The organism is Paenibacillus sp. S-38 (genome assembly GCF_049942825.1).
Taxonomy (GTDB): domain Bacteria; phylum Bacillota; class Bacilli; order Paenibacillales; family NBRC-103111; genus Paenibacillus_G.
This window is the reverse complement of the sequence record NZ_CP187970.1, coordinates 801212-826127: the sequence shown is the minus strand read 5'-3', so window position 1 is coordinate 826127 and position 24916 is coordinate 801212. Positions and strand designations below refer to the sequence as shown.

Annotated in this window: 22 protein-coding genes; 9 read left to right on the top strand and 13 right to left on the bottom strand. The window is 59.3% G+C overall.

What is annotated here, in order from left to right; translation table 11 throughout:
* Positions 1–6: 6 nt before the first annotated feature.
* Both ACP26L_RS03940 and ACP26L_RS03935 read left to right on the top strand, forming a co-directional pair.
* Positions 7–210 carry a hypothetical protein gene (locus ACP26L_RS03940; RefSeq protein WP_426451255.1) on the top strand — a complete coding sequence of 68 codons (204 nt, stop codon included), beginning with the start codon at positions 7–9 and terminating at the stop codon, positions 208–210.
* 13 nt (positions 211–223) lie between these two features.
* A complete protein-coding gene (locus ACP26L_RS03935; protein ID WP_426451253.1) occupies positions 224–520 on the top strand; it encodes a spore coat protein in 297 nt (98 codons plus the stop codon).
* A gap of 486 nt (positions 521–1006) precedes the next feature.
* Here the strand turns inward: ACP26L_RS03935 and ACP26L_RS03930 are convergent, their stop codons facing one another.
* The 3 genes from ACP26L_RS03930 to ACP26L_RS03920 all read right to left on the bottom strand — a co-directional run bounded on the left by ACP26L_RS03930 (position 1007) and on the right by ACP26L_RS03920 (position 4869).
* A complete protein-coding gene (locus tag ACP26L_RS03930; protein ID WP_426451251.1) occupies positions 1007–1597 on the bottom strand; it encodes a sulfite oxidase-like oxidoreductase in 591 nt (196 codons plus the stop codon).
* An 81-nt stretch (positions 1598–1678) separates the two neighbouring features.
* The gene (locus tag ACP26L_RS03925; RefSeq protein WP_426451249.1) at positions 1679–3853 is read right to left on the bottom strand and encodes a PAS domain S-box protein; all 2175 of its coding nucleotides are present in this window, start codon (positions 3851–3853) and stop codon (positions 1679–1681) included.
* A gap of 77 nt (positions 3854–3930) precedes the next feature.
* On the bottom strand, positions 3931–4869 hold the full coding sequence (locus tag ACP26L_RS03920) for a Gfo/Idh/MocA family protein (protein ID WP_426451247.1): 939 nt from the start codon (positions 4867–4869) through the stop codon (positions 3931–3933).
* Positions 4870–5205: 336 nt separating this feature from the next.
* Between ACP26L_RS03920 and ACP26L_RS03915 the strand changes: the two genes are divergently transcribed.
* Positions 5206–5778 (top strand): hypothetical protein, encoded by a 573-nt coding sequence (locus tag ACP26L_RS03915; protein WP_426451245.1) that lies wholly within the window; start codon positions 5206–5208, stop codon positions 5776–5778.
* Between the two features lie 141 nt (positions 5779–5919).
* On the opposite strand, the gene ACP26L_RS03910 is transcribed toward ACP26L_RS03915, so the two are convergent.
* The 3 genes from ACP26L_RS03910 to ACP26L_RS03900 form a co-directional block, all read right to left on the bottom strand.
* Positions 5920–7518, bottom strand: a complete 1599-nt coding sequence (locus ACP26L_RS03910; protein WP_426451243.1) for a leucyl aminopeptidase — start codon at positions 7516–7518, stop codon at positions 5920–5922.
* An 80-nt stretch (positions 7519–7598) separates the two neighbouring features.
* A complete protein-coding gene (locus ACP26L_RS03905) occupies positions 7599–8639 on the bottom strand; it encodes an aldo/keto reductase (protein WP_426451241.1) in 1041 nt (346 codons plus the stop codon).
* 367 nt (positions 8640–9006) lie between these two features.
* Entirely contained in the window at positions 9007–9570 is a 564-nt protein-coding gene (locus ACP26L_RS03900; RefSeq protein WP_426454804.1) for a CGNR zinc finger domain-containing protein, read from the bottom strand.
* Positions 9571–9763: 193 nt separating this feature from the next.
* Here ACP26L_RS03900 and ACP26L_RS03895 point away from each other — a divergent pair, with 193 nt between their 5' ends.
* On the top strand, positions 9764–10255 hold the full coding sequence (locus ACP26L_RS03895; protein ID WP_426451239.1) for a DinB family protein: 492 nt from the start codon (positions 9764–9766) through the stop codon (positions 10253–10255).
* Between the two features lie 76 nt (positions 10256–10331).
* Here the strand turns inward: ACP26L_RS03895 and ACP26L_RS03890 are convergent, their stop codons facing one another.
* The 5 genes from ACP26L_RS03890 to ACP26L_RS03870 form a co-directional block, all read right to left on the bottom strand.
* Entirely contained in the window at positions 10332–10691 is a 360-nt protein-coding gene (locus tag ACP26L_RS03890; RefSeq protein ID WP_426451237.1) for a hypothetical protein, read from the bottom strand.
* A 5-nt stretch (positions 10692–10696) separates the two neighbouring features.
* Positions 10697–11002: an antibiotic biosynthesis monooxygenase family protein gene (locus tag ACP26L_RS03885; RefSeq protein ID WP_426451235.1), complete on the bottom strand. Its 306-nt coding sequence runs from the start codon at positions 11000–11002 to the stop codon at positions 10697–10699.
* A gap of 315 nt (positions 11003–11317) precedes the next feature.
* Positions 11318–12832 (bottom strand): anti-sigma-I factor RsgI family protein, encoded by a 1515-nt coding sequence (locus ACP26L_RS03880; RefSeq protein WP_426451233.1) that lies wholly within the window; start codon positions 12830–12832, stop codon positions 11318–11320.
* Entirely contained in the window at positions 12829–13626 is a 798-nt protein-coding gene (sigI, locus tag ACP26L_RS03875; RefSeq protein WP_426451231.1) for an RNA polymerase sigma factor SigI, read from the bottom strand. Before sigI ends, ACP26L_RS03880 begins: the two co-directional genes overlap by 4 nt.
* Before the next feature lie 404 nt (positions 13627–14030).
* Entirely contained in the window at positions 14031–14459 is a 429-nt protein-coding gene (locus ACP26L_RS03870) for a hypothetical protein (protein WP_426451229.1), read from the bottom strand.
* Positions 14460–14985: 526 nt separating this feature from the next.
* On the opposite strand from ACP26L_RS03870, the gene ACP26L_RS03865 reads away from it, so the two are divergent.
* The 5 genes from ACP26L_RS03865 to ACP26L_RS03845 all read left to right on the top strand — a co-directional run bounded on the left by ACP26L_RS03865 (position 14986) and on the right by ACP26L_RS03845 (position 23456).
* A complete protein-coding gene (locus tag ACP26L_RS03865) occupies positions 14986–15486 on the top strand; it encodes a DUF4912 domain-containing protein (protein ID WP_426454802.1) in 501 nt (166 codons plus the stop codon).
* Positions 15487–15498: 12 nt separating this feature from the next.
* Positions 15499–18348 carry a 1,4-alpha-glucan branching protein domain-containing protein gene (locus ACP26L_RS03860; protein ID WP_426451227.1) on the top strand — a complete coding sequence of 950 codons (2850 nt, stop codon included), beginning with the start codon at positions 15499–15501 and terminating at the stop codon, positions 18346–18348.
* Positions 18349–18363: 15 nt separating this feature from the next.
* Positions 18364–20769, top strand: a complete 2406-nt coding sequence (locus ACP26L_RS03855; protein ID WP_426451225.1) for a sugar phosphate nucleotidyltransferase — start codon at positions 18364–18366, stop codon at positions 20767–20769.
* Between the two features lie 148 nt (positions 20770–20917).
* Positions 20918–21127: a KTSC domain-containing protein gene (locus ACP26L_RS03850; protein ID WP_426451223.1), complete on the top strand. Its 210-nt coding sequence runs from the start codon at positions 20918–20920 to the stop codon at positions 21125–21127.
* Positions 21128–21482: 355 nt separating this feature from the next.
* Entirely contained in the window at positions 21483–23456 is a 1974-nt protein-coding gene (locus tag ACP26L_RS03845) for a glycoside hydrolase family 15 protein (RefSeq protein WP_426451221.1), read from the top strand.
* Between the two features lie 156 nt (positions 23457–23612).
* Here ACP26L_RS03845 and gcvH read toward each other — a convergent pair whose 3' ends face one another.
* Positions 23613–23996 carry a glycine cleavage system protein GcvH gene (gene gcvH / locus ACP26L_RS03840; protein ID WP_426451219.1) on the bottom strand — a complete coding sequence of 128 codons (384 nt, stop codon included), beginning with the start codon at positions 23994–23996 and terminating at the stop codon, positions 23613–23615.
* Between the two features lie 122 nt (positions 23997–24118).
* Positions 24119–24667 carry a peroxiredoxin gene (locus ACP26L_RS03835; RefSeq protein WP_426451217.1) on the bottom strand — a complete coding sequence of 183 codons (549 nt, stop codon included), beginning with the start codon at positions 24665–24667 and terminating at the stop codon, positions 24119–24121.
* Positions 24668–24916 lie beyond the last annotated feature (249 nt).

Below are 24916 nucleotides of genomic sequence, written 5' to 3'. Positions count from 1 at the left end.
ATCCGAATGAATTCCAATTACGCTTTGCATGAGCTGCTGGAGGTCCATGAAATGGCTGCGTTCAAGACCGTTTGCATGACCAAATCCAAAACCATGCAAGCTCTGGTAACCGACCCGGAGCTCAGGCAAATTTTGCAGCAAGACGTGCAATTATCACAGCAGCAGCTTCAGGAGCTTGGTGGAGTGCTGTCTAAAGTGACCCTAACCTAAAGGAGATAAAAACATGAACACCCTATTAGAACACTTGACAGGGCTTCATACGCTGACCGACGAAGTGATCGCAATGGATTTATTGATGAACGCCAAGAGCGGAGTCAGAAACTACGCCATGGCCGTAACCGAATGTGCCACCCCCGAAATCAAGCAAATTTTAATGAAACAGCTCGACGAAGCTATAGTCTCCCATGAAATGATAACAAACTACATGATGCAGCAGGGGCTATACCATCCCTACCATATTCCAGAGCAAATTCAGCTCGATCTGGAAAATATTCAGACCGCTATGAATATTCCGTCCTGACACCGTATTCGTCCCGACAAAACGCGCAAAACCGCCATGGTTCAGGCGCGTTTTTGATTTTGGCCGAAGACTTTAGAGAATAATATGTTCCCCGTGTCAAGAATCTAACAATACAATAAGGGCGGATCCGCTCCGCACTAACTGCTGCTTCGTCACAAACACCCTTGAACAAGCGTCCCTTCGTTTGTTTGCTTCCGATTGTCATCGCCACGACTCTGTGGATTGTGATTTTAAAATACTCAATCCCCGCGGCATTCTGTAGAATTAATTGAACGATCCTGCCCGTTAACAACTAAGCCGCCGAAACCGTTGTTCATGGAACCAACAGAACGAGAAGAACCCCGCCATCGGTGGGGTTTTCTCGTTCTCCCTCGGCATGCAGGGAAACTTAATTGCCGGGGCCAATTCTCCGGATCATCTCAACAGCATCCAGGTTGATCCAAGTCTTCTCTTTGCCGCTGCATGATACAAAGCGGCGATTCCACTTTAATCAAAATCGTACCTCTGTTCGAGCCACGGATTCCCGTACATATGATATCCGTTAACCTCCCAGAAGCCCGGCTTGTCCTTCGCCATAAACTCGATGCCGCGGAGCCACTTGGCGCTCTTCCAGAAGTACAGATGAGGCACGACGGCACGCACGGGATAGCCGTGCTCCGGTGTCAGCCGCTCCCCGTTGTGGCGAAGGGCAAGGAACGACGTGTCCCTCGCGAAATCCTCGAGCGGCAGGTTCGTGGTCCAGCCTTCTTCCGCGTGCAGCATAACATACTGGGCTTCCGGCTTCAGCCTCACCCGCTCCATCAGCGCGGAAACCGGTACACCTTCCCAGACGTTGTCCAGCTTGGACCAGGTGGTCACGCAGTGAATGTCGTTGCGGAATTCACGCTGGGGCAGCGCCAGAAATTCGTGGTAGCCGAAGGTCACTTCCTCTTCGACAAGACCGAAGATCCGCAGATTCCAACGCCCCATGTCGTTATAGTAAGGAACATTCCCGTAGTGGAGCACCGGGAACCCCTCCGTCACCGTCTGGCCCGGCGGTACGCGGTACGCGGCTCCGCCCTTCTCTTCGCTGTTCATTGTGTCTTCCCTCCCATACCTCAAGGTCTCCTCTTCTCAGTATACCCCAAAAAGGGCAGGTTGCCCCTGTGCACAATCCGCTTACGTCCCCGCAGCCGGAAGCATTACTTCAATGGAAGTGCCTACTCCCATCTCACTGGTAATGCAGATTCTTCCTCCGTGATGCTCGACGATTTTGTGGCTGACCATGAGTCCAAGCCCTGTCCCCGCTTCCTTCGTGGAATAGAACGGTTCGCCGACGACCCGAAGCTGCTCTTCCGCGATGCCGCCGCCCTGGTCGATAATCCGGACCAAGGGAAAACCGGAGGGTTCACCCGGCTCCTCCACCTCTACCCGGATCACTCCGCCCAGGGGCATGGCTTCCATCGCATTCTTGAGCAGGTTGATAAATACCTGTTTGATCTGATTCGCGTTGCAGCAAATCCGGATTCCCGTACCGGCGGGACGCCTTAGGTCGATCACGATGTTCTGCAGCGACGCCTGCGTGCCCAGCAGCAGAGCCACCTCCTGGACCAGCGTTCCTAGGTCGCAGTTCTTCATCTCCAGGGCCTGCGGTTTGGCCAGCATGAGCAGTTCGCTGATAATGCTCTCAATCCGCTCGAGCTCTTCCGCCATGATACCGAGATAGAGCGAGGCGCTGCTGCTGCCGCGGCTCATCAGCTGAACGAAGCCCTTAAGGGCGGTGAGCGGGTTTCGGATTTCATGAGCCACGCCCGCCGCCAGCTGGCCGGCAATGGACAGCTTCTCGGATTTGAGCAGCAGCTCGTCCTTGCGCTTCTGCTCGGTAATATCCTTGGCCAGGATGTAGCAGCCCACCTGCTTGCGGTTTACGAAGATCGGCGCAGGGGTCACAAGCAGATGAAGGATCCTGCCCGTACGGTGCAGGGCACGGATCTCATTGGCCGCCAGCGTCTCCGAATTCATGATGCGGTGAAATACCGACTGGGCCCTTTCACGCTCGCTCTCGTGCAGCAGGTCGTTGAAGTGCATCCCGATCAGCTCCAGGGTCGAATAACCGGTGATCCGCTCGGCCGCCGGGTTGGCAGCCGTTATAATACCGCTTACATTAATGGACACGATACCATCCAGATTATAATGCTTCAGGGAAATGTACCGGTCCACACTCTCTTCGAGCATCTGCAGCATGAGCTTCTGCCCGGAGACATCCTGCACGGTACCCTGCAGCCGGGGCGGACAGCCTTCCTCCCCCGCCGTGGCCGTACCTTGAACCCGGATATACTTTACCGATCCGTCGGGGTTCAAGAGCCGTCCTTCAAAGTAGAGGGCTTCCCCTCTCCGTGTCTTGCGAAGGAAAGCGGCCGCATGAGAGCGGTCCTCCCTATGAAGCAGTCTCAGCAGAGCCCGAAAACTGGGACGGTAAGAAGCCGGCTGATCCAATATACGGAGCAGCTCCGGGGACAAGCAAACTTCTCCTGCGGCGAGGTCCCCTTCCCAGCCGCCGATCCGTGCCATCTCCTGCGTCTGGGCCAGGCGGCGTTCACTGGTACGCAGCGCCCGCTGAACCCGCTCGGACTCGGTGATATCCCGTCCGATGTAGACATCTTTATGCAGTCCGTCCATGCCGGCATGCATTCGTTTGACGGCCACCTCGAAGGGCACATACCGGCCCTTCTTGTGACGGAGCCGGCAGGTCACGAGAGCGGATTCCCTTAATTGTTCATCACGCAGCCGCCGGTAATCGTCGGGATGGACCAGCTCCGAAGCATGGAGTCCGAGGATCTCCTCAGACTCATACCCCAGCAGCCTGTGCAGGGAAGCGGGAGATACATACTCCAGGATGCCGTTCGCCCCGTAAGCAATGATGTCCCTCGAATAGCCGGAGATCAGGTGGTAAAGTTCAGAGGCGCTTGCAGGAGGGGAGGCGGATCCCGCCGGTGCCTTCGCCTCACAGGCTTCCAGCAGATATACGGCTTCAGAGCTTTCCGAAGCTTCCGCCAACAAGGTGAAGTGCACGTCAAGGCAGATCTCATATCCAAGACGGTGGACATACCGCTTTTCGCCGGCAAAAGGCTGTACCAGACTACACTGGTTCCCGCCTCCCGGCTTACAGCCTTCTGCCGTATCCTCACGGGCGGTTAGCTCCGCCTCGCTGCGGTCTCGAAGCTCGTCTTCAGAATAGCCCACCAGAGCGCAGAAGGCCCTGTTCGCACGAACGAACTTCCCGTCCCCGGTCAGCAGCGCTGCGCCCGAAGACAACTTCGTAAACACCCGTTCGAATAAAGAATGCATCTCCATCCGCACCGCCTCCCTGGTCATCTCATGATGAAATCCTCCCGGATTGCCCCGGCTCCCGCACCGCCCGCCTGGTATGGCTAGGGATGCAGTTTCTCCACGAGCCTGTGGACCCGAAGCACCCGATCCGCACGCACCGTACAGCTCTGCGGGTCGGACAATGTGTTCAGAAAATGCGAGACAACGCCGGTAAAGCCCCTGCGGTGCAGAATCGTGTCCCAGGTCCCGAACGACTGGTGCTTCGGATTCGAACCTGACTCCATCCATACCGCCTGCTCCAAATTGACCACCTCAGCAGAGCGGTAAGATCCGTGCAGCTCGAGGCGCTCCAGATCGCTGCCTGCCTCCCGCACCATGCCGAACTGCCCGATAGCCCCATGCCCGGCCCGTTGACCGAACGTCAGGGTCCCCGTACAGTGCAGCAGCTGCCCGGCAGCATTGGAGCGCTCAAGGTAAGCGGCGGCCTCCGCCTCGTCCCCTCCAAGCCATAGCAGTAGGTCGAGCATATGGATCAAATCGTCGTAGAGCGTCTCCTTCGCACTCAGGCTCTGCAGCTTCGTCCGGTGCTTCACCGCGACCGCCTGGTCGAAGCCGCCGGCCTCGTCAAGCCAGGCTTTGGCCGCGGTGTAGAGCGGAGCGAAGCGGCGGTTAAACCCTACGCCGAGCAGCAGCCCGCGCTCTTCGGCCAATGCGGCCATGCGCTCTGATGCCGGCAGCTCGTAAGACAAGGGCTTGTCCACATACACGTGGACGCCGGCCTGAAGACATGCGGTGACGATCTCCTCATGCGTGCCTGTCGGGCTGTGAACGAAGACTGCTTCGGGCTGCGCCTCTTGAAGCAGCTCCCCAACGGACTTGTACCTGCCTGCAATACGGTACTGCTCCCCGAGCTGTTCGACGGTTGCCTCCGACCGAGAGGCGATCCCCGCAATCTCGACGGTCCCGTCAGCTGAAAGCAGCGGAAGATATACTTTACGGGCTATATCACCAAGCCCTATGATTCCGATTCGCGTACGCATCCCCGTTCCCCTCCGCATGAATGGTCCGGATCTGCCGGCTGTCTTGCTTCAGGTTCCTTCCCGCCGAAGCTAAAGCCTGCGGCCCATCCGTCCGATATAGTAAGAATGAGTCTTGAGGCAGGGGGCCATGGCCCCGCCACTTACAAAAAATTGACAAGATGTTCGGCTGGATTCGACTTTAAAGCCAATGACCCGTATGATAAAATAGGAATGCTGCCTGCATCCACGGGCTGATCCAGGCTGACCCTTTCGGTGTATACCACAGCCATGTTTGTTCCCGTTTGTTTCGGAAGATTTCTATCTCTCGCTTGAACCTATTTGGAGGAATAACCCCACATGTCCAAATCGAATATGTACTTCGTGCTTTCCGTGCTTGTGTTCCTGTCCCTGCTCGGATTGTCGTATCTCTATGAATCGATCTACTTCCTCTATGCTGCCAGCGCCATGCCGATTGCGATTACCATGCTGCTGCCGGAGAGAAAAGCGTACCAATACATGAAAAACTCCAAACGCTTCCGCTTCCGGCTGGAGACCCTTGGCGGGGAGCCCGCGCTCTCCGTGACCTTCGAGCCGGGTGACATCCGCTGGACACGCGGCAGGCTGTATCTCCAGCTGAAGTCCCTGCGCAAGCTCAAGCCTGCGGCCGGGGAAGCTTCAACGCAGTCAAACGCCGGCGGCCATACCGCTTCCCTGCCGGTGCTTGCCTTCGATCTCACGCCCCACCCTTCCAAGAAGGGATGGATCGGCATTGATCTGGCCCAGCTGGCCGAGCGTACGCGCAGCTTATCCTTCACGACGCATGAAGTATCGAGGTTCGTCATCCGGATCAGCGATCTGGAATCCGCGGCGGCCGCCAAGGAAGGCGCGGTTCCCCGGCCGGCAGCTGCAGGCGAACGTCTGCAGGCCTGACCCCTAGGTTCAACCGGCCCTTACAGCCGATTCGGTCTTACGCTTCACAGCGTATTCCGGATCGGCTGTTTTTTTGTGCGGCCTCCCAGGAGCTCAGCCGCCCCTCCTGCCGCAGAACCGTTCCGCCGCGTACATCCCCTCCTAAGCCTCCCGGTAGATGTATTCGGCCAGGGTCCGCACCATGGCACCGGTCCCTCCGATAGGTTCGGTCCCCCGCGGGCTCCACAGCCAGGCCGTACCGCCCGTATCGAGGTGAACCCAAGGGGTCTCGCCTGCAAAGTACCCGATGAACAGACCGGCTGTGATGCAGCCCGCCCAGCGGTCCTTCGACGGCGAATTCTTGATATCGGCGACCGAGCTGCGAAGCATCTCATGATACTCCGGATAATTCGGCAGGGGCCATACCTTCTCCCCGGCCCGCTTGGCCGCCGCAAGCACCTCACCGAGCAGCCCGTCGTCGTTGGCAACGGCTCCTGTAGCCACATCGGCGAAGCTCATAAGCACGGAGCCCGTCAGGGTCGCGACATCGATCAGCCGCGTCGCACCGAGCTGCTTGGCGTACAGTACGCCGTCCGCCAGGACCACCCGGCCTTCCGCATCCGTGTTGAGCACCTCGATCGTCTGGCCGTTCATTACGGTCAGGATATCGCCAGGCTTGAATGCCGTGCCGGACGGCATGTTCTCGGCGCAGGGGATGACGATCACGATGTCCTCCCGCGGCGGCTGAGCCCCCAGCATATGGAGCAGGCCGAGCAGCACGGCCGCCCCGCCCATATCGCTGATCATCTCTTCCATGCCCTCCGGCTTCTTCAGCGAGATGCCGCCGGTGTCGAAGGTAATGCCCTTGCCGACGAGCCCGAGCACTTCTCCGCCTCCGGCCGTACCGCGAACCCGCACAGCTACCATGCGCGGTGGGTTGGCGCTGCCCGCGCCTACGCCGGCGAGCCCGCCCATGCCGTGCTCTACGATCGCACGCTCATCGAGCACCGTGCATTCGAGCCCGTAGCGGGCGGCGAGGCCCTGAGCCACTCCAGCCAGCGTGTCCGGCACGAGATAGTTGCCGGGCAGGTTGGTCAGGTCGCGCGCGGCATACACCGCCAGCGCCTTCGCCCTTGCGGCGCCAAGCGCGGGCTCCAGCCCGGCGGGCGCGTCCGCTTCGGAGGCCGTCCCGGCGAACAGGACGACCTCCCGCAGCGACGGCGGCTGCGGCGCCCCGCTGCCGCGCGCATAGCTCGGCATGCGGTACGCGCCGAGCCAGAGCCCCTCCGCCAGCGCCTGCGTGCGCCGGCGGCAGACCGCGCGCCCGGCGCGCGGCAGCGGCGCCGCGAGGCGCACGAGGCCCTGCCCGTGCGCGGCGCGGACCGCGTAGACGCCTGCGTCGCGCCAGGCGTCGGAGCCCTCAATGCGGGCGGCTTCGCCCAGCCCGCAGAGCAGCACGGCCTGATAGCCCGGCATCAGGCCCAGGGTCGGCAGGGCCGCCGTCTCGCCCAGGCGGCCTGTGAACACCCCGCGCGCCGCCAGCGAGCGGATCTCGCGCTGCAGCGCCTCCGGCAGGCCTTCGTCTGCGGCCGCCTGTGCCAGCGCTTCTCTTTCTCCCTGCGCCAGGAAGAGCATCCGGGCCGAGCCCGTGTCCTGCCCTTCCCCGTCTGCATCTCCTGCCAGGCTTGCTTCATCCGGGAGAATCCGGATCTTCAGATCAAGCTTCTGTGCAACCATTCGATTCAGCTCCTGCTGCTGCATGCCATTCCTCCTCGGCCCCTGCGTCAGCTGACGGGACCTTTGCTGTAGTCATTGGTTCGTATGCCCCGTCACCGCCTCCTTTATGAGGACTTAGGCAGGACCGGCTTGCCGTAGAGAAGGGACGCCTCCGTTACCATCTGCTGGATCGGCAGGTGGTACGGGCACTGCTGCTCGCAGAGCGGCTTCTCCTTACAGGGTTCATGCTCCGCACAGGAGGTAATCGGACCCTGCTGCTGCTCATAGAATTCATTGCCCTTCGGAAGCAGGCCGAAGGTGCGCCGCACCTGGCTTGAGATCATCACGTCCGGAATCTTCACATCCACCGGACAGGAGCAGTAGTTGCACCGGCGGCAGTTGTGGCTGCCGAGCTCCCGGGCCAGCACCTCCAGCTCCATTTTCTCCGCTTCACCGATCTCCGCTTCCATCGCCGCTAGGTTCTCCTTCACTTCTTCGACGGAAACCATACCCGAGATCGTCGTATGTACGTCCTGGCTGTACGGGTACCGGATCGCCTTCGAGACCGGCTGCACGAATCCCCCAGAGAGCGGTTTCATCGCTGTCCGCCCCATATTCTGCCGGATGAGCTCCGGGATCAATTCGTCCAGAGCGAACGGCTGAACGAGGCTGAGGTGGAACAGCACCTGATCGAACTGGCCCTTCGCAATCCACTTGGTGAGCAGATCCGGCCGGTGTCCCGTAAGACCAATGAACCGAATGTGTCCCTTGCGTTTCATCTCGAGTGCGGCCTGGTAAGCCCCATTCTCGCCCATTGCCGCTTTAAAATCCTGAACTGTGTTGACATAATGAATCTGCAAAAGATCAATGACATCCGTCCGCATACGGGTCAAGCTGCGCTCGATCTCTTCCATGGCCCCGGCGTAGTCCCGCTTCGCCGTCTTCGTCGCGAGGAAATATTCCGAACGCCGGTGCGAGATGCACTCGCCGATAATCTCTTCGCTGTTGCGGTAGCCCGCCGCCGTATCGATATAATTAATGCCGTGGTCCAGCGCATAGTTCAGTGTCTCTCTGGCCTGCTCCAGCGGCACGCCGGGCAGATTCATCGCCCCGAATCCGAGGGAGGATACACGCCAGCCCGTGTTCCCGAACATCGTGTAACGCATGTAGACAACGCTCCTTTTCTCTCCGCTTGCATGTGCCCGTGCACTCTTGACCTCATTATAGTCCAATCCATGCCAAAAAAACAGACGGAGCCTTTCCACGCACCGGTGCAGCGCTCTTGGCGGGCCCCGTACCCAATCAGTGTTTTACCTCCGCAGCGTTAGGTCCCGACTTACCCAGAGCGGACGAGCCTTCCTCAGGAACCCTTAGGCTCTCGGCGGATCAGATTCTCACTGATCTTTTCGTTACTCATACCGGCATTCTCACTTGTATGCAATCCAGCCGTCCTCACGATCAATAATGGCCGCCCAAGCGGCTCCACAGCCTCCCCGGCGGCCAGGCCCCCGGCTCTCTCTTCGCCTTCCCTGTTTACTCCCGTTCCTGCTCCCGGGCTTGCGCCTTCTTCTTCGCCCGGAACCGTCGCACCTTCATGAGATTCCCGCACAGCTTGTCATCGCAGTACCGTTTGGAACGGTTGCGCGTATCGTCGTAATAAACCCACAGGCAGTCCCGGTTCTCGCAGATCCGGATCCGCGCAGGATCGCCTTCGGCCAGCGTCCGGGCAAGCGAAGCCGCCGTCTCCGCCCTAACAGAGGGCCATGTGGAGTGCTGTGCATCGAGCTCCAGCACATACCGCCCCCCGCTGTGCATGAGCCGCCGGAACACCGGACCGCCCGCCAGTACCCGGTTGAGGTCATCGAGTAAAGGGGCGGAAACCGGTTCTCCGGCCGACAGCGCTTTGACTATGCTCTGCATCAGGCTCCGCAGCCCTTTGAGAGCCGCCAGCTCCTCCGGGTCCGGGAGCGATACCCCCGCCAACCCGTGCCCGTCCAGCCACTGCCGGATCCACTCCGGCTGCTCCAGCCGGTCCTCGCTTCTCCCGCTGCCCCGCCAGTCATGCCACTCGCTGTTCAAAAAATCATCCCATAGCATTGCCTTCATCCCCGTGTGCTCATGATGTACCACTCTTACATTGTAACAATCAAAAATAAATAACGATAGTTACTTGAAGCCTCTTCCACCTTATGGTAAACTGCACCTGTAACGCTCGTAACTCGTATGGCAAGTTACATGCCCCATGGATTCCTTATCCTTCAATCTTCCATTAGCCAAGGAGGTACAGTGCATGAACAAGTCCGAACTGCTGCTTCACGGATGGGATCACTGCATCGACCGGGAGGATTGGTATCCGCCTCTACGCGATGTGCTCAAGGACATGACGGAAGAAGAAGCTTCCTGGCGGCCCGAAGGCGCGGCGGCGAATACGATCCGCGAGAATCTCGAACACCTGCTGTTCTACAAAGAGCGTCTGCTGAAACGTCTGACGGGGGAAGAGACGGAATATCCCGATGGCCTAACCAACGACGATACCTTTCAGCCGGAGACCTCCGGCGAGTCGTCATGGGAAGCCGTCTTCCGGAGAATCGAAGACGTGCACACCGCCATCCGGCAGGAACTCGCCTCCCTCACCGACGGGGATTGGGAGAACCGCACCCCGGGCAAGCCGCTTGACTTATGGGTCAAAGCGCTGACGCTCCATGATGCTTACCATACCGGGCAGATTGTGCTCATCCGCAAGCTCCGCGGTTCCTGGCCGGCCCGCCGCTCGTTCGAATAGGCCCGGGAGGCCGGTGCTTCCGTTAGGGACGGAAATACCGGCCTGCTGGACCGGGGCCCGCATCCTCAGCCCTCTCCTACGCCTGCTGCTCAGGCTGCTCCAGGCGGTGGATCGCAGCATCGAGCAGGAGGCCGTAGCCCTCGCGGATCTCTGCCGGAAGCTCCTGCGCCCGCTGCAGCGCGGCATCAATCTCCTTGAAATTATCGATAAGATGCCCGGGCGTCAACCCATGCCGGATGAGAATACCGCTCAGCCAGACGGCATAATCCGTGAAGATCGTCTTGTCCTTCATCAGGCAGGCGGTCTCCAAATGACGAAAATGATGCTCGTTATCTTCCCTGCATTTGGCCCTGCCTCTCTCGCCGTACCTCTCCAGCAGACCCGGATCTTTCTCGTAGAGCGCTGACGTAACCTCATCAATCAGCCGTTCGAACACCGCCTTCACTCCGCTACGACCTCAAAGCGCCGGACGACCGGTTTGATCGAAGCGAGCTCCTGATCCGGATACTTTTTCTCGAGCTCATGGATCCGTTTGAAGTCATCGCTTGTGACCCATGCCACATAGCTCTCTTTATTTTCCCACTGCATATGCACGGTCAGCTCGCCTGGCCTCACCTCATTTTGCCAGAGCTGGAATCCAACGAATCCCGGAGCCTGATCTACAAGCCGTGATCTCTTGCGGTACAGCCCGATCACCTCGTCGGCCTTTCCTTCCGGCACCTCAACCATGGAATGCACGATATACATCAGCGATCTCTCCTTTTCCCGAACAGCCTGCCCATCCGCATATGTCTTCCTAATTATTTTATCATAGGCCTACATCTACTTCAGGACGAATAATATCATCATTTTTGAAATCGCTTTCAATAAAAATTAAACCTCCTTGGCCCTGTACAGGGCTAAGGAGGGGGTATGAGGTATCGAAGCACTTGAAGCATCGACACGACAAGCCGTCAAAATATTAGAATCAGAGGGACGCCCGGAGCGGTTTCGCCTTTCTACCGGGGCTCGAGCCGTCCTGCATCCGGGCTGATCGTCCAAGCCGTAGGAATCCGTTCTTCCTTACCTGCCCAACAAGAGATTCAGCCGCTCGGACAGGCTCATGCTGGTTTTCTTTGATTCCTCTTTCTCTTTTTCTTTCTCTTTCTCTTTCTTGGAATCCTCGTTCTTTCCCTCTTCTTCCTTCTTCTTGCTGTCCTTTTCCTCGTTCTTTTTGTTCTGCTCTTCCTTTTTTTGCTGCTCTTCTTTCTTCTTCTGCTCTTCCTGCTTCTTGAGCTCTTCTTTCTTTTTCTCGAACTCCTTGCGTGCTTCTTCCTGCTGCTTCTTCAGCGCTTCGGCCGCTTTCTCGCGGGCCTCTTCCGCTTTCTTGCTCTGCTCATCCTGCTTCTTCTTCAATTCCTCGGAACGCGCGGCTTCTTCCTTCCGGCGTTCCTCTTCCTTCTTCGCGTCCGATTTGCTGCTGCCGCTTGTTTCCTTCTCGTCTTCCTCTTTGCCGTTCTGCTTGGCACCGGGCTTGCCTGAAGAAGAGCCGGCCCCGTTCTTAGAGCCGCTGTTCCTCTTCTCATCTTCCGGTTCGGTATTCTTCGGCTTGGCATTCGAACTGCCCGAAGAACCTGACGATTCCGGCTTCTTCACCGCGTTCTTCTTCTCGTCGTCCTTGTCATCCGTTACGGTCTTGGCCGAAGTGCCGGTGTTCTTGGCATTCGAATTCGAGCCGCTCTTCTTCTCCTTCAGCTTCTTATCGAGCTGACCCGTCCTCTCTTCCTCCACCAGCTTCTTCATATCCGCTTTGGTCGGCAGACGTTCCGGCTTGATGAACTCGGCCACCTCCGGCTTCTCCTTCGAGATGGTCAGCACGGATTTTTGTTTCAGTTCATCGATCGTAACATCCGTCCCTTGATTCTTGGCATTGAGATAGACGGTGTATTTGCCTGTCGAGACCCCGTTCTTCTCGGCGGCTTCCCGCACTTCCTGAGGTGCGGCGAAGGCAGCGACCTGGTAGGACTGGGTCTGCTCCGGATGGACAGCCTCAATGTGCTTCGTTACCTGCTCCTTGACCTTCTCCGCGATCGCCGTATCCTCCACGGCCGCGTCAGCATCGACCACCGTGGAAGCGATCACGATCTCGGCTTCCCCCCGGGCCAGCACCTTGCCTTCCGCCTGTTCCAGCAGCGCTTCCGTTACGCTGCTCAGCGGTTTGCCCTCGTACTCGAGCCCTTGAATCAACTGGGTGCCGTCGTCGTTAAGCCCGCGGAGCTCCAGCACGTTCTCTTGCTTATCGATGCCCATCTCCACGCTCGGATTAATATCCATCGATACGTAAGCCACCACACTCGGGCCGCTGAGCTTGCCGCCCCAGGAGGCAAAGAGTACGATACAGAAGATCACTGCGGCGGCCATCGCCGAACGGGCAGCCACCGAAGGCCTGAGCCAGCCCCGGCTTTTCTCTTCAGCGTACACAATCTCTTCGCCTATCTCACAGGAGCGTCCGCGGCGCGGCACGCGGTCGAACTTGCCGTCCCGGCGCATGACGATAAGGTCATTCCCCGTAATCTCCATCACGATTCCTTTATTCAATGTGCGTCCCCCCCTTCTTCTTCGTCTTTGATGTGCAGGTAATCTCTCAGGTACGGGAACGGTCCGTGATAAACCAGCGCAACGGCAATAATGAACTTCCGGTTGCGTTCCAGCGTCTTTCGCGATACGGACACGATATCGAGCAGCTCCTTGATCGGCAGCATCCGCTTCGTAAGCATGAGCCGCATCAGCTCGGTATCCGCCGACAGCTTCTTCGCAATGCCGAACAGGGCCTGCCGGGAATCGTCGTGCTTCGGAGAAGCGTCGACGAGATCTGCGAACTGGATGCCGAATTCGGAGAGAGCCCGGTTCAGATCCATAATCTCGCCGCGACGCTCTTCCATGCCCCGCTGCTTCTCGTACTGCTCGATCGCCTGGTGTACCTCCACGGGATTGACGACGTTGTCTTCCTCATCCTCCACTTCGAAGGCACTGTACGGGAGCTGCTGGGAGAACCGCTGTTCCTTGCGGACATAGTCAATCAGCCTGCGGCGCATGACCTGCTCCGCAAATCCGAGGAACGAACGCCCGGCCTGCGGAGAGAATTGATTGATCGCTTCGTTGAACGCGCTGAGCGCGATGCTGAATTCATCGTCTCTGGACGGGTCCACGTAGCGTTTACAGAATCGACTGGTTACCTTCGCAACATACGGCTGATAATCCGTGATGAACTGGTTGCGCAGGCGCAAATCACCCTCTTGAATGCGAATGACGATTTCCTCCGGTGTATCCGCGGGTTCCGGGTGGTGAGACTGGCGTTTTCCTAAGAATTTCTTGAATAAAACGAGCAGCAATCGTTCCACCTCACACTACAGATTTTCGCTGGCCCGATGTGGATTACGGGGGTCAGCGGGCGGGGCACGGCCAATATTTTAAAGCCTGGACAAGCCGTCCTCCACCTGGGCCGGTCGCCGCCTTCTTCTGCCCTGCTGGCGTCGTTCTCCTGCAGGAAGGCGCGGCCTTGATGGCGTGTCTCATGCGTTTCTTGCGGGGATATCCCCGACTGCAAAAATGTCCCTTCCGGCCGCTTGTCTGGACAGAGCGGGGCCGCTGAATGCGCGGGCGGAGCAGCATGGCTGTCATGAATGCTCCGGAAGCGCAGAGCGGACGGACGTGCAGAGCCCCTTCTGGGCCGCTGCCCGTCCGCCCCACAGACAGGCGATCGGAAAGGACATATATCAGGTCCCAAGCGGGAACCTTAAGAAAGGCCCCGCATGGTTTTCTTGTTCTTCAATCGGCTGCGCCGCTGGCTCAGCACGTTCAATCTCTTCTTGAGCTGCTCCTCCCACTCCGTATCGCCGATTTCCTTGGCTACGGTGAGCAGGTCCAGGGCCATATCGATCTGGCTGCGAACCACCTCGAGCGGATCCTCATTCTCATGGTTGACGCAGTTTTCGTACAGCTCCGTTTGGTCCCTCTGTTCCACATACTCGTGAAAGTCAACTTCCGGCGCCCCGTCGCCATGCGCGTATTCGGCCAGAATCTCATATTCGTTCTCTACCAGATGATGTACCTCCACACGATGGCATACCGGGCAGAATAACAGCGGTACATTGTGAATTTGGGTCCGGATGTGCTTCAGCGTCCCCTTCGTTCCAAGCATACTGGCGCCACAGCAGAAACTCATCGATATTGCCCCCTGTTCTTCTATGACAGGTCACCATCAGGAGAAGCGTCATGCTCCCGCCTGAAGTCCCCTGATCGATTAGTTGGATTTTGTGCGAACTCTGGCGGACTCCGTGAAGTCCGTCCCGGCACCGGCAAACAGCCTTCCGCTGTTCCCGCTTCCCGTATCGCTCTCACTCTTTATATCGGACAATCCTGTAGGTTCTTTCAGAGGAAACACGGCTCTAGATTCTGGATAGAATCCCGCCGAAGCTGGGCACCGTCACACGTATTCGACTTCCCGCACCATAAATCCTCTTTTTATGCCAACATTGGGTCTGGAAAAACCGACCACATGGAGTGCTGTCGTCCCAATTTTCCGGGACTTCTTCCTGCGCTGCAGCCCATTCGGCGTCCCATCTGGCCTTAGAAGAGAGGTGCATCTCCTGTATAAATTGCCATGACCTTGCTAATTCTGTAAGGGACCGTTATTCATTCGGATGGCCTTCCCCGGACGGAAGGAATAAGGAGGACCTCCAGTGAACTCCATGCCTGTTTCAGGCTTTGAACTGCCGGAGAGGTACCATCATGACCGATTGCAGCTGCTCGTACAGGGGCCGCATACCCTCTTCACGTACTGGGAAGTAAGCAACCGCAAGCGCTGGCTCTGCTCGCAGCATTTCGCCTGCGATTACGGGGCACTCCCCAAGGCACTGCGGGTCTATGATGTCACCGCTCTTTATTTCAACGGACACAATGCGAACGGGTTCCGGGAGCTCGGAACGGCGCTGGAAGCCTCCTCATGGTATATCCACGGGGTCCAAGCCGGTACCACGTACATGGCCGACTTCGGCATCTCTACACCGGAGGGCCAGTTTGTCCCTCTTCTGCGGTCCAATGCCGTCATGACGCCCAGAGACAGCATCGCCGGATGGGGAGCCCCGCTCGTCTCCACCGTCCCTGAAGTCCGCGAGCCCGGGGTGATTCATACGGATATCCGGCCGCACGACTTTGAGAACTTCAACGCTTACTCCAACTGTATGAAATGAGGTCATGCGTTTATGATCAACCGAGTCAAGCCGAAGCCTGAGCTGAAGGGCTATCTGGCCTTGGTTCTGCATGCCCATCTGCCTTATATCCGCCATGATGACAAGGATGGTTATCTCGGGGAACACTGGTTCCATGAAGCGATGACAGGGACCTACCTGCCGCTCATCGAAATGTTCGACCGCCTGCGTACGGACGGGGTCGACTTCCGTCTGACCTTCTCCATGACCCCTACCCTGCTGTCGCTGTGGGAGGATCCGCTGATGCAGCAGCGGTACGCCGACCATCTCGACAAGCTGATCGAGCTCGCCGATCAGGAGAAGGTCCGGCTGCAGGAGGACCCTCGCCTGCTTCCGCTCGCCCGGATGTATGCGGACCGGTTCCGGACCCTGAAGCGGGTCTATGAGCACACCGGCCGCAATCTTATCCCGCTCTTAAAAGAGTATCAGGATCTCGGCAAGATCGAGATCCTCACCTGCGCGGCCACCCACGGCTTCCTGCCGCTGATGAAGACCGAGGAAGCGATCCGCGCCCAGCTCCTGACCGCCGTTCGGGATTACGAGCGCCACTTCGGGCGCAGACCCCGGGGCATCTGGCTGCCGGAGTGCGGCTTCACCCCCGGCATCGACCGGATCCTGAAGAGCTGCGGCATCGACTTCTTCATCTCGGACTCCTCGGCGGTGGCTTATGCCACCCCGCGGCCGAACCGGGAGCTCTATGCGCCGCTGATGACGCCGTACGGGGTAACGGCCTTCCCGCGGGATCCCGAAACGTCCCAACAGGTGTGGAGCTCGCAGAACGGGTATCCGGGCGATTCCAACTACCGCGAATATTACCTGGATATCGACTGGGCCCGGGAGCGGGCCGCCGAGCACGCCGGCAACTTTCTGTTCCACCGCCAGAAGCAGGCGGAGCATGGGTATGCCCATCTGGACCGGCGTCCGATCATCGTCTCCCCCTATGACGCCGAATTGTTCGGCCACTGGTGGTACGAGGGGCCGCTGTGGATCGAGATGCTCTGCCGCAAAATCTACCACGACCAGCACGAGCTCGCCCTCATTACGCCCTCGGGCTATCTTAAGGAGTATCCCATGGCCGATACCGGCAAGCTGAGCGAATCGAGCTGGGGCCGCGGCTCCACGGCGGAAGTCTGGCTGCAGGGGGCCAATGACTGGATCTATCCCCACCTGCACGAGGCGGAGCTGCGGATGGTGAAGCTGGCCACGTGGCACGAGCACTTGGAGAGCCGCAGAGGCCTCAGCGCCGGGCTCCTGAAGCGGGCGCTGAACCAGGCGGCCCGCGAGCTGATGCTGGCGCAGAGCAGTGACTGGGCGTTCATCATGGATTCGAAGACCATGGTCGAGTATGCCTGCCGCCGGATCAAGGATCATCTCGGCTGCTTTCATCTCCTGTGTGACGGGATTGAAGCCGGACACCTGGACGAAGCCTACGTGGCCGAGCTCGAGAAGAAGGACAACCCCTTCCCGGGGATCGATTACCGCGACTACGCCAGCATCTGCCGCACGTCGCCCAACCCGCTGATCCCGGATCCCGGGCAGTGGCAGGAGCTCCTTGCAGACACCGCCCGCCGGCCGAACATCTTCATGCTTGCCTGGGAATATCCGCCGAAGTCGGTCGGCGGGCTCTCCCGCGCCGTATGCGACCTGTCGGAGGCTTTGGCCGCCCAAGGGGAGGTCGTGCATGTCATCACCAGCTCGCACTATGGAGCTCCTTATTTCGAACGGAACAACGGCGTGTATATTCACCGGGTTCCGGTACAGCACTCGTACGATACCGACTATTATCATTGGACCTTCGAGATGAATCTGGCCATGACCGATTATCTTGTGAATTGGAAAGAACACGGCGGACGAATCGACCTGCTGCATGCCCATGACTGGATGGTCTACCTCACGGCCCGCGAGATCAAGATGAGCTACGGCCTGCCGATGGTCGCGACCGTCCATGCGACCGAATGGGGGCGCCATCACGGCCGCCTGGGCTCCCCCCTGTCCGAAGCGATCCACCGCTTGGAGGGAGGGCTGACCTATGATGCCGACCGGGTGATCGTCTGCAGCCCTTATATGAAGCGCGAGGTGCAGGGACTGTTCCATCTGCCGGACGACAAGCTCTATGTCTTCCCTAACGGGATCCGGCTGGACAAGGTTGCACCGGAAGCTTCGAAGAACAACGCAGCAGACGCCAAAAAACGGCTCGGCGCCGAAGGCCGGCGCGTGCTCTTCTTCCTCGGGCGGCTGGTCTTCGAGAAGGGCGTGCAGACGCTGATCCACGCCATGCCCGCGATTCTCTCCGCCGCCCCGGACGCCGTGCTGTTCATCGGCGGTGCCGGCCCGATGGAAGATCAGCTGCGGGCGCTGGCCGCTCCCCTCGGCGAGAAGGTGTGCTTCCTGGGCTTCGTCGATGACGAGACGAAGGAGCTGCTCTACCGGGCGGCGGACGTCTGCGTCATCCCGAGCCACTATGAGCCGTTCGGCATCGTGGCGCTGGAAGCGATGAAGCACAGGTGCCCTATCGTTCTCTCGGATACCGGCGGCCTCGCCGATATGGTCGAACACGGCGTCGACGGGTACCGGGCGCTGCCGGGCCATGTGGATTCGCTCGCCTGGCATGTCAGTGACCTGCTGCTTCAGCCGGAGCTTGGAGCCCGTATGGCAGACAAAGCATATGCCAAGCTGGAGGCTGCGTACACGTGGGACCGGATCGCGGACGACACCGCCCTGGTTTACCGCAGTCTGACCCACTACCAGACGCCGGTAAAGGCCGGTACCCGTACTGCCGCTTCCGGGCCGGTCGAACCTTCTGAGCCGTCCGAGCCGGATGCGGCTCTGGCATCCAATCCGTAAAGGGAGTGTTAGCAAATGAAAGCCGTCATTATGGCGGGGGGCAAAGGGACGAGGCTGCGCCCCCTGACCTGTCATGTCCCGAAGCCCATGGTGCCTCTGGCCGGACGCCCCTGCATGGAATATAGTATCGAGCTGCTCAAACTGCACGGGATCAGGAAGATCGCCGTCACGGTCCAGTACCTGCCGGATGTCATCCGGGACTACTTCGGGGACGGAGAGGACCACGGGGTCTCTCTGCATTATTTCGAGGAGACTGCGCCCCTCGGCACCGCCGGCAGCGTCAAGAATGCGCAGGAGTTTCTTGACGAACCGTTCGTGGTGATCAGCGGCGACGCCCTGACGGATTTCGATCTCTCCGCGGCAGTCGCCTTCCATAAGGAGAAAGGGGCGCTTGCCACCCTGGTGCTGACCCCGGTGGAGCATCCGCTGGAGTACGGGGTGGTCATGGCCGGAGAGGACGGCCGGGTGGTCCGGTTCCTGGAGAAGCCGGGCTGGGGGGAAGTGTTCAGCGACACGGTGAATACCGGCATCTATATTCTCGAGCCGGAGGTGCTGGACCGCTTCGGGGCCGGCATCGAATATGACTTCAGCAACCAGCTCTTCCCCTCCCTGCTCAGCGAAGGACTGCCGCTGTATGCCTACGTGGCGGACGGCTACTGGTCGGATATCGGCAGTCTCCAGCAGTACCGGCAGACCCAGTTCGATATGCTGGACGGACGGGCGAAGGTGCGTATCCGGGGCCGTGAGATTGCTCCGGGCGTCTTCGCGGAAGGCTCGGTGTCCGTCTCTCCGGACGCCTCGCTGCGCGGACCGGCGTATCTGGGAGACGGGACGGAGGTCGAGGACGGAGCGGAGATCGGTGAATACTGCATTCTCGGCCGAGGGAACAAGGTGGCGCGCGGCACCGTGCTCTCCCGCACCGTGCTGTGGGACCACAACCGGGTTGCGGAAGGCAGCGAGCTGCTCGGCTCCACGCTGGCCTCCCGCATCGTCTGCCGTGAAGCCGCCCGGCTGTCGGACGGCAGCGTAGTGGGCAGCCACTGCATTATCGGCCCGAAGGCGGTCGTGCATCCCGGCGTCAAGATCTGGCCCAAGAAAAGCATTGGGGAAAATACGCAGCTGAATGCCTCGCTGATCTGGGGCGACGCGGCGCGGAGCTCCCTGTACCGCTCGGGGAGCGTATCGGGCACCCCGAACGTGGAGATCACGCCGGAGTTCGCCGCCCGCTTCGCCACCGCTTACGGCTCCGTACTGGCGGCCGGCCGGGCGCTGACGGTCTCGAGCTCGGAGGACGGCTTCGCGGAGGTGATGAAGGACGCCGCGACCGCGGCATTCCGCTCGGTCGGCGTCCATGTCATCGACCTCGGCGTGGTGCTTCCGCCCGTGGCCCGGTTCGCCGTCCGGCAGCTGAGCACAGCCGGCGGCATCCATATCCGGCTCAGCGAAGACGGCACCCGCTGCATCTTCGAATGCTTCGACGGCGCCGGACTGCCGCTGACGAAGAACGCCGAACGCAAAGTCGATAATGCCTTCTGGCAGGAGGATTACGGCAGAGCGCCGCATGAATCGGTCGGCACCTATCATGAGGATGATTCGCTCAGCGGGCTGTATGTCCAGTCCGTGGCCGGCTCCACCGCCCTGGAGAGCCAGCCGGACGGCCTGGCCCCCCTGCGGGTGGCGGTGGCGGCACGGGCCGACGTGTTCCGCCTGCTGCATCCGATGCTGCGGGCCCTGGCCTGCGAAGCCGTGCACCTGCCAGAGGCGGCGCAGCGCGGGCAGCTCGCCTCCCTGGTGCCCCGCCTGGAGGCCGACCTGGGACTGTGGGTCGACAGCGACGGGCGCGGCATGGGCCTCGTAACCGCCGAGGGGGAACCTGTTGACGGGGACCGGCTCACCCTGCTGCAGTATCTCTCGTTCTTCCACAGCTACCCGGGAAGCACGATCGGTGCGCCGGTCAGCGCTCCCCAGCTGCTGGAGAGCCTTGCAAGCGGACTCGGCTGCCGGGTGGTCCGCACCAAAGAGAACCTGCGCAGCATCATGGAGGTCTCCGAAGCGATGGCGCTGCACCCGCTCTATGACGCGTTCTTCGCCGCCGGCCTCGTACTCCGCAACCTGCACCGCAGCGGTGCTGCGCTCCACGGCCTTCTGGGGCTCATTCCTTCGGTGTACCTGCAGCGGGAGACGGTCGGCTGCCCCTGGGAGCGCAAGGGACAGGTCATGCGGCGCATGATGGAGCGGACACAGGGACGCCGGGTCGATCTCATCGACGGCATCAAGTTTTATCATGACGGCGGCTGGGTGCTGCTGCTGCCCGATTCGGACGAGCCCCGCTTCAATGTCATCGCCCAAGGAGAGCATGAAGCCCATGCCGCCGAGCTGCTGGACCGGTACCGGGACGATATTCTAAACTTTCTTCAGTAAGCATACGGTATAGTAACCTGGCGACCGCGGCGGGCGGCCTCTGCCGCTGCCGGGGAGGCGGAAGCGCTCGTTCCCGCTGCCCTGCCTGTTTGCCATGCCCTAGCGCACGTACGGAAGAATTCCAGAGTCCCCGGAAGGAGATGGCTTCATGAAGCTGATTCCGATCCCCTCCAAGCAGATTGCTTATGTGAGGTACGACGACCAGGCTTCGCAAATGCACATCCAGTATCATACCGGCCAGACGTATACCTGCAGCGGCGTGCAGCCCGACCAATACCAGCTCCTGCTGCAGTCTCCCAACCGCTACGACCTCGTGATGAAGATGACCGCTGTGGACGGTTCTCTCCGCGAAGGCTGACGGCCCCCCTCTGTTCCGCCGGGCATCCGCTTTCTCAGACATCCTGTCACCAGATGAGGTGCGTTCGGGGAGGAAGCCGCCGCTCCCCGCCTGAATCCCCGCTCACGGACCGGGGATTCTTTTTTTCGCCGGTATAGTTCTCTTCAGAGGGGCAATAGTAGGTTAATAGGAACAGATAAGCGTGGAAGAATAGGCATCACTACGGGCCGCATTCCTGACGTCCGCACTTCCGCGGACGGCCTTGATAAACTTGATACCGCACGTTTTCATATGGGTTTCATACATTGACCCCATTGTCATAAAAAGGTACTCTATGAAAGAGAAAGCATTCGCGATAGAAAAGGATGTGGATCCATTGCCTAGACATTTAGTCATCGGAAACGGGAAGTTTTTGATCAACCTGGACCGCAGCACGTACATGCGCGACCTGTATTATCCTTATGTAGGGCAATTGAACCACATCGGCGGCTATCAATGCAGAGTCGGTCTGTGGGTGGACGGCGCGTTCAGCTGGCTGTCGGACCCGGACTGGAGCTTCGAGCTTTCATACGTCGAGGACTCGCTCGTGACACTGGTCAAGGCCTCACACTACCACCTCGGGATCTCGCTTGTGATCAACGACGGTGTTCACCAGCGGGAGGACATCTATCTCAAGCGCATCTCGGTCTTCAACCATTGGGACAAAGTGCGCGAAGTGCGCATGTTCTTCAACCAGGACCTGGTCATCAATGAGACCGAAGTCGGCGATACGGCGGCCTATTACCCTCAGAACAACACCGTGTTTCATTATAAAAAAGACCGGTACTTCATGTTCAACGGCCTGGCCGGAACGGAAGGACTCTTTCAATATACGACGGGCGTGAAGCGTTTCTACAATGCCGAGGGCACCTGGCGCGACGCCGAAGACGGCCATCTCATGGGCAACGCCATCGCGCAGGGCTCGGTGGACAGCACGGTCTCCGTGCGGATGCATGTGCCGCCCATGCAGGAAGAAACGCTGTATTACTGGATGACGGCGGGCAAGAACCTCGAGGAGGTCAAGAAGCTCGACGCCTACGTCAAAGACAGCCATCCCGGCAAGCTGCTCGACCGCACTCAGATCTATTGGCAGCGCTGGGTGAACAAATCGCACCGCGACTACGGCAATCTGCCGGAGGAGGTCATCCGTCTCTACAAGAAAAGCCTGCTCATGGTCCGGACCCAGACGGATGTGAACGGGGCGATTATCGCAGCCAACGACTCGGACATCATGCAGTCGAACCGCGACCACTACAGCTACATGTGGCCCCGGGACGGCGCCCTGATCGCGTATGCAATGTCGATGGCCGGCTACCAGGGCATGATTACGCCGTTCTTCCACTTCTGTGCGAACGCCCTGTCGCCCGAAGGCTACCTGCACCACAAATACAACCCGGACGGAACGGTCGGCTCGTCCTGGCATCCCTACCTCAACGGCGGCAACATGCAGCTGCCGATCCAGGAGGACGAAACGGCGCTCGTGCTGTTCGCCCTGTGGCAGGACTATGAACGGCACGGCGTGATCGAGCTGCCTCAGTCGCTCTACCGGACCTTGATCCGGCGTGCGGCAAGGTTCATGTCCAGCTACATGGAGCATGACCTGGGCCTCCCGAAGCCGAGCTACGACCTGTGGGAGGAGCGCTACGGCATCTTCACCTTCACGGCCTCGGCCGTATACGGCGGCCTGATCGCTGCAGCAAACTTCTGCTCCCTGTTCGGCGACGAGGAGCGTTCGAGCCGGTACCGCCATACGGCGGAGAAGATCAAGGCCGGCATCCTGAAGCATCTGTACGACGAAGAAGAGGGCCGGTTCGTCCGCGGGCTGTACCTCGACGGCGGCGTATGGACCCAGGATAAGACGCTCGAGAGCAGTGTCTACGGCATCTTCGAATTCGGCGTGCTGCCGGCCGACGATCCGCGCGTCGTCTCCACGATGAAGGCGAACCGCAGCGGCCTGACCATCAAGACGGAAATCGGAGGCGTGGCCCGCTACCATCACGACTATTACTTCCAGCGCTCATCCGACATCGGGAACATCCCCGGCAATCCTTGGATCATCTGTACCCTGTGGATTGCCGAATGGGAGATCGAATGCGCGAAGACCCTCGATGATCTCGAGTCGCCCCGTCGGACACTCGAGTGGGTCGTGAAGCACGCCATGGAAAGCGGCGTTCTCCCCGAGCAGCTTGACCCGTTCGACGGAGGACCGGTGTCTGTCGCCCCGCTGACCTGGTCGCATGCGACCTATGTCCTCAGCGTGGTCAAGTACACGGAGAAGTACAACAAGCTGCTGGCCGCTTCCGGCAAGTGAAGGTGCAGCCGAGTTTAGACGGAATCTTCGCCATAAAGCAAAGTGCCCCTTTTTCAAGATCACCTTGAAAAAGGGGCATTTTGCTGCCTCGGCAGCCGATTCCGTTATCCATCCATCATATAAAAAAACAACCCGACCGCGGGGTCAGGCTGCTGCTTATTCATGCACATAGGTTTGTTCGTACTTGTCCGCATCCCAGAGACGTTCCAGCTCGGCCGGATCGCTCATCTCCACGACGAGCAGCCACCCGTCGCCGTAAGGCGACATATTGATAAGGCTCGGATTGGCCGTCAGCTTCGGATTGATCTCCAGTACCTTGCCGCTGACCGGTGCGTACATCTCCGTCACCGTCTTAACCGATTCCATGCTGCCGACCGGCTCTCCCGCCTTCAGTTCGTCTCCCGGCTCCGGCAGCTCGACGAAGACGATCATCCCGAACTCCTCCTGAGCGAAGTCGGTCAGGCCGATGACCGCACGATTGCCCTCGACACGAATCCATTCATGCGTCTCACTGTATTTTAAACCCGGTACGATATCCATATGGAGGCACCGCTCCCTTCTCTTCGATTCTTAACCATCCCTGAAGCCAAAAACCCTCTGACCCGCCCCTTTCAAAAAAGGGCAGGCCGAGGGAGATCGGTACCTATATGGGAAGGCTTGTCTTACTTCGCAACCAGGTGCTGGTCGCCTTTCTTCCAGCCGATCGGGCACAGGCCGCCGGACTGCAGAGCTTCCAGAACGCGGAGCGTTTCTTCTACGCTGCGGCCCACGTTGTTGTGGTGTACCACTTGGTACTGCAGCTCGCCTTCTGGATTGATGATGAACAGACCGCGAAGCGCGATGCCTTCTTCTTCGATCAGTACGCCGTAGTCACGGGCAACTTGCTTCGTGATATCGGAAGCCAGTGGGAAGTTCAGCTGGCCGAGACCGTTCTGGTCAACAGGCGTGTTGATCCAAGCACGGTGGGAGTGGATGCTGTCCACGGATACGCCGAGGATCTCAGCGTCTACTTCTTTGAACTGGGCAGCCGCATCGCTGATTGCCGTGATTTCCGTTGGGCAAACGAACGTGAAGTCGAGCGGGTAGAAGAACAGAACGAGCCATTTGCCTTTGTAATCGGCCAAGGAAACTTGACCGAATTCTTTACCGTCGCCGGATACGGTCTGCATAGTGAAATCCGGAGCCGCTTTACCAACCAAACGTTGAGTCATGAGTAAATTCCTCCTTGGAATATAAGTTTTACCGATGTGGTGATCACGTTATAAATCCTACCACTATCCATGAATGCCAGTCAATTCTTATAGTCATTTTATTTTGATAATCATTATAATTTGGCACAATTCTGACACAATTATCCGTAAACAGAAAAACCCTTAAGAACCTGCGTTCTCAAGAGTTACTCCTGCTGTTTCTATAGAGGGTGAATCACTTGCCTGGTTAACGGTTCGCAGCACGAATAC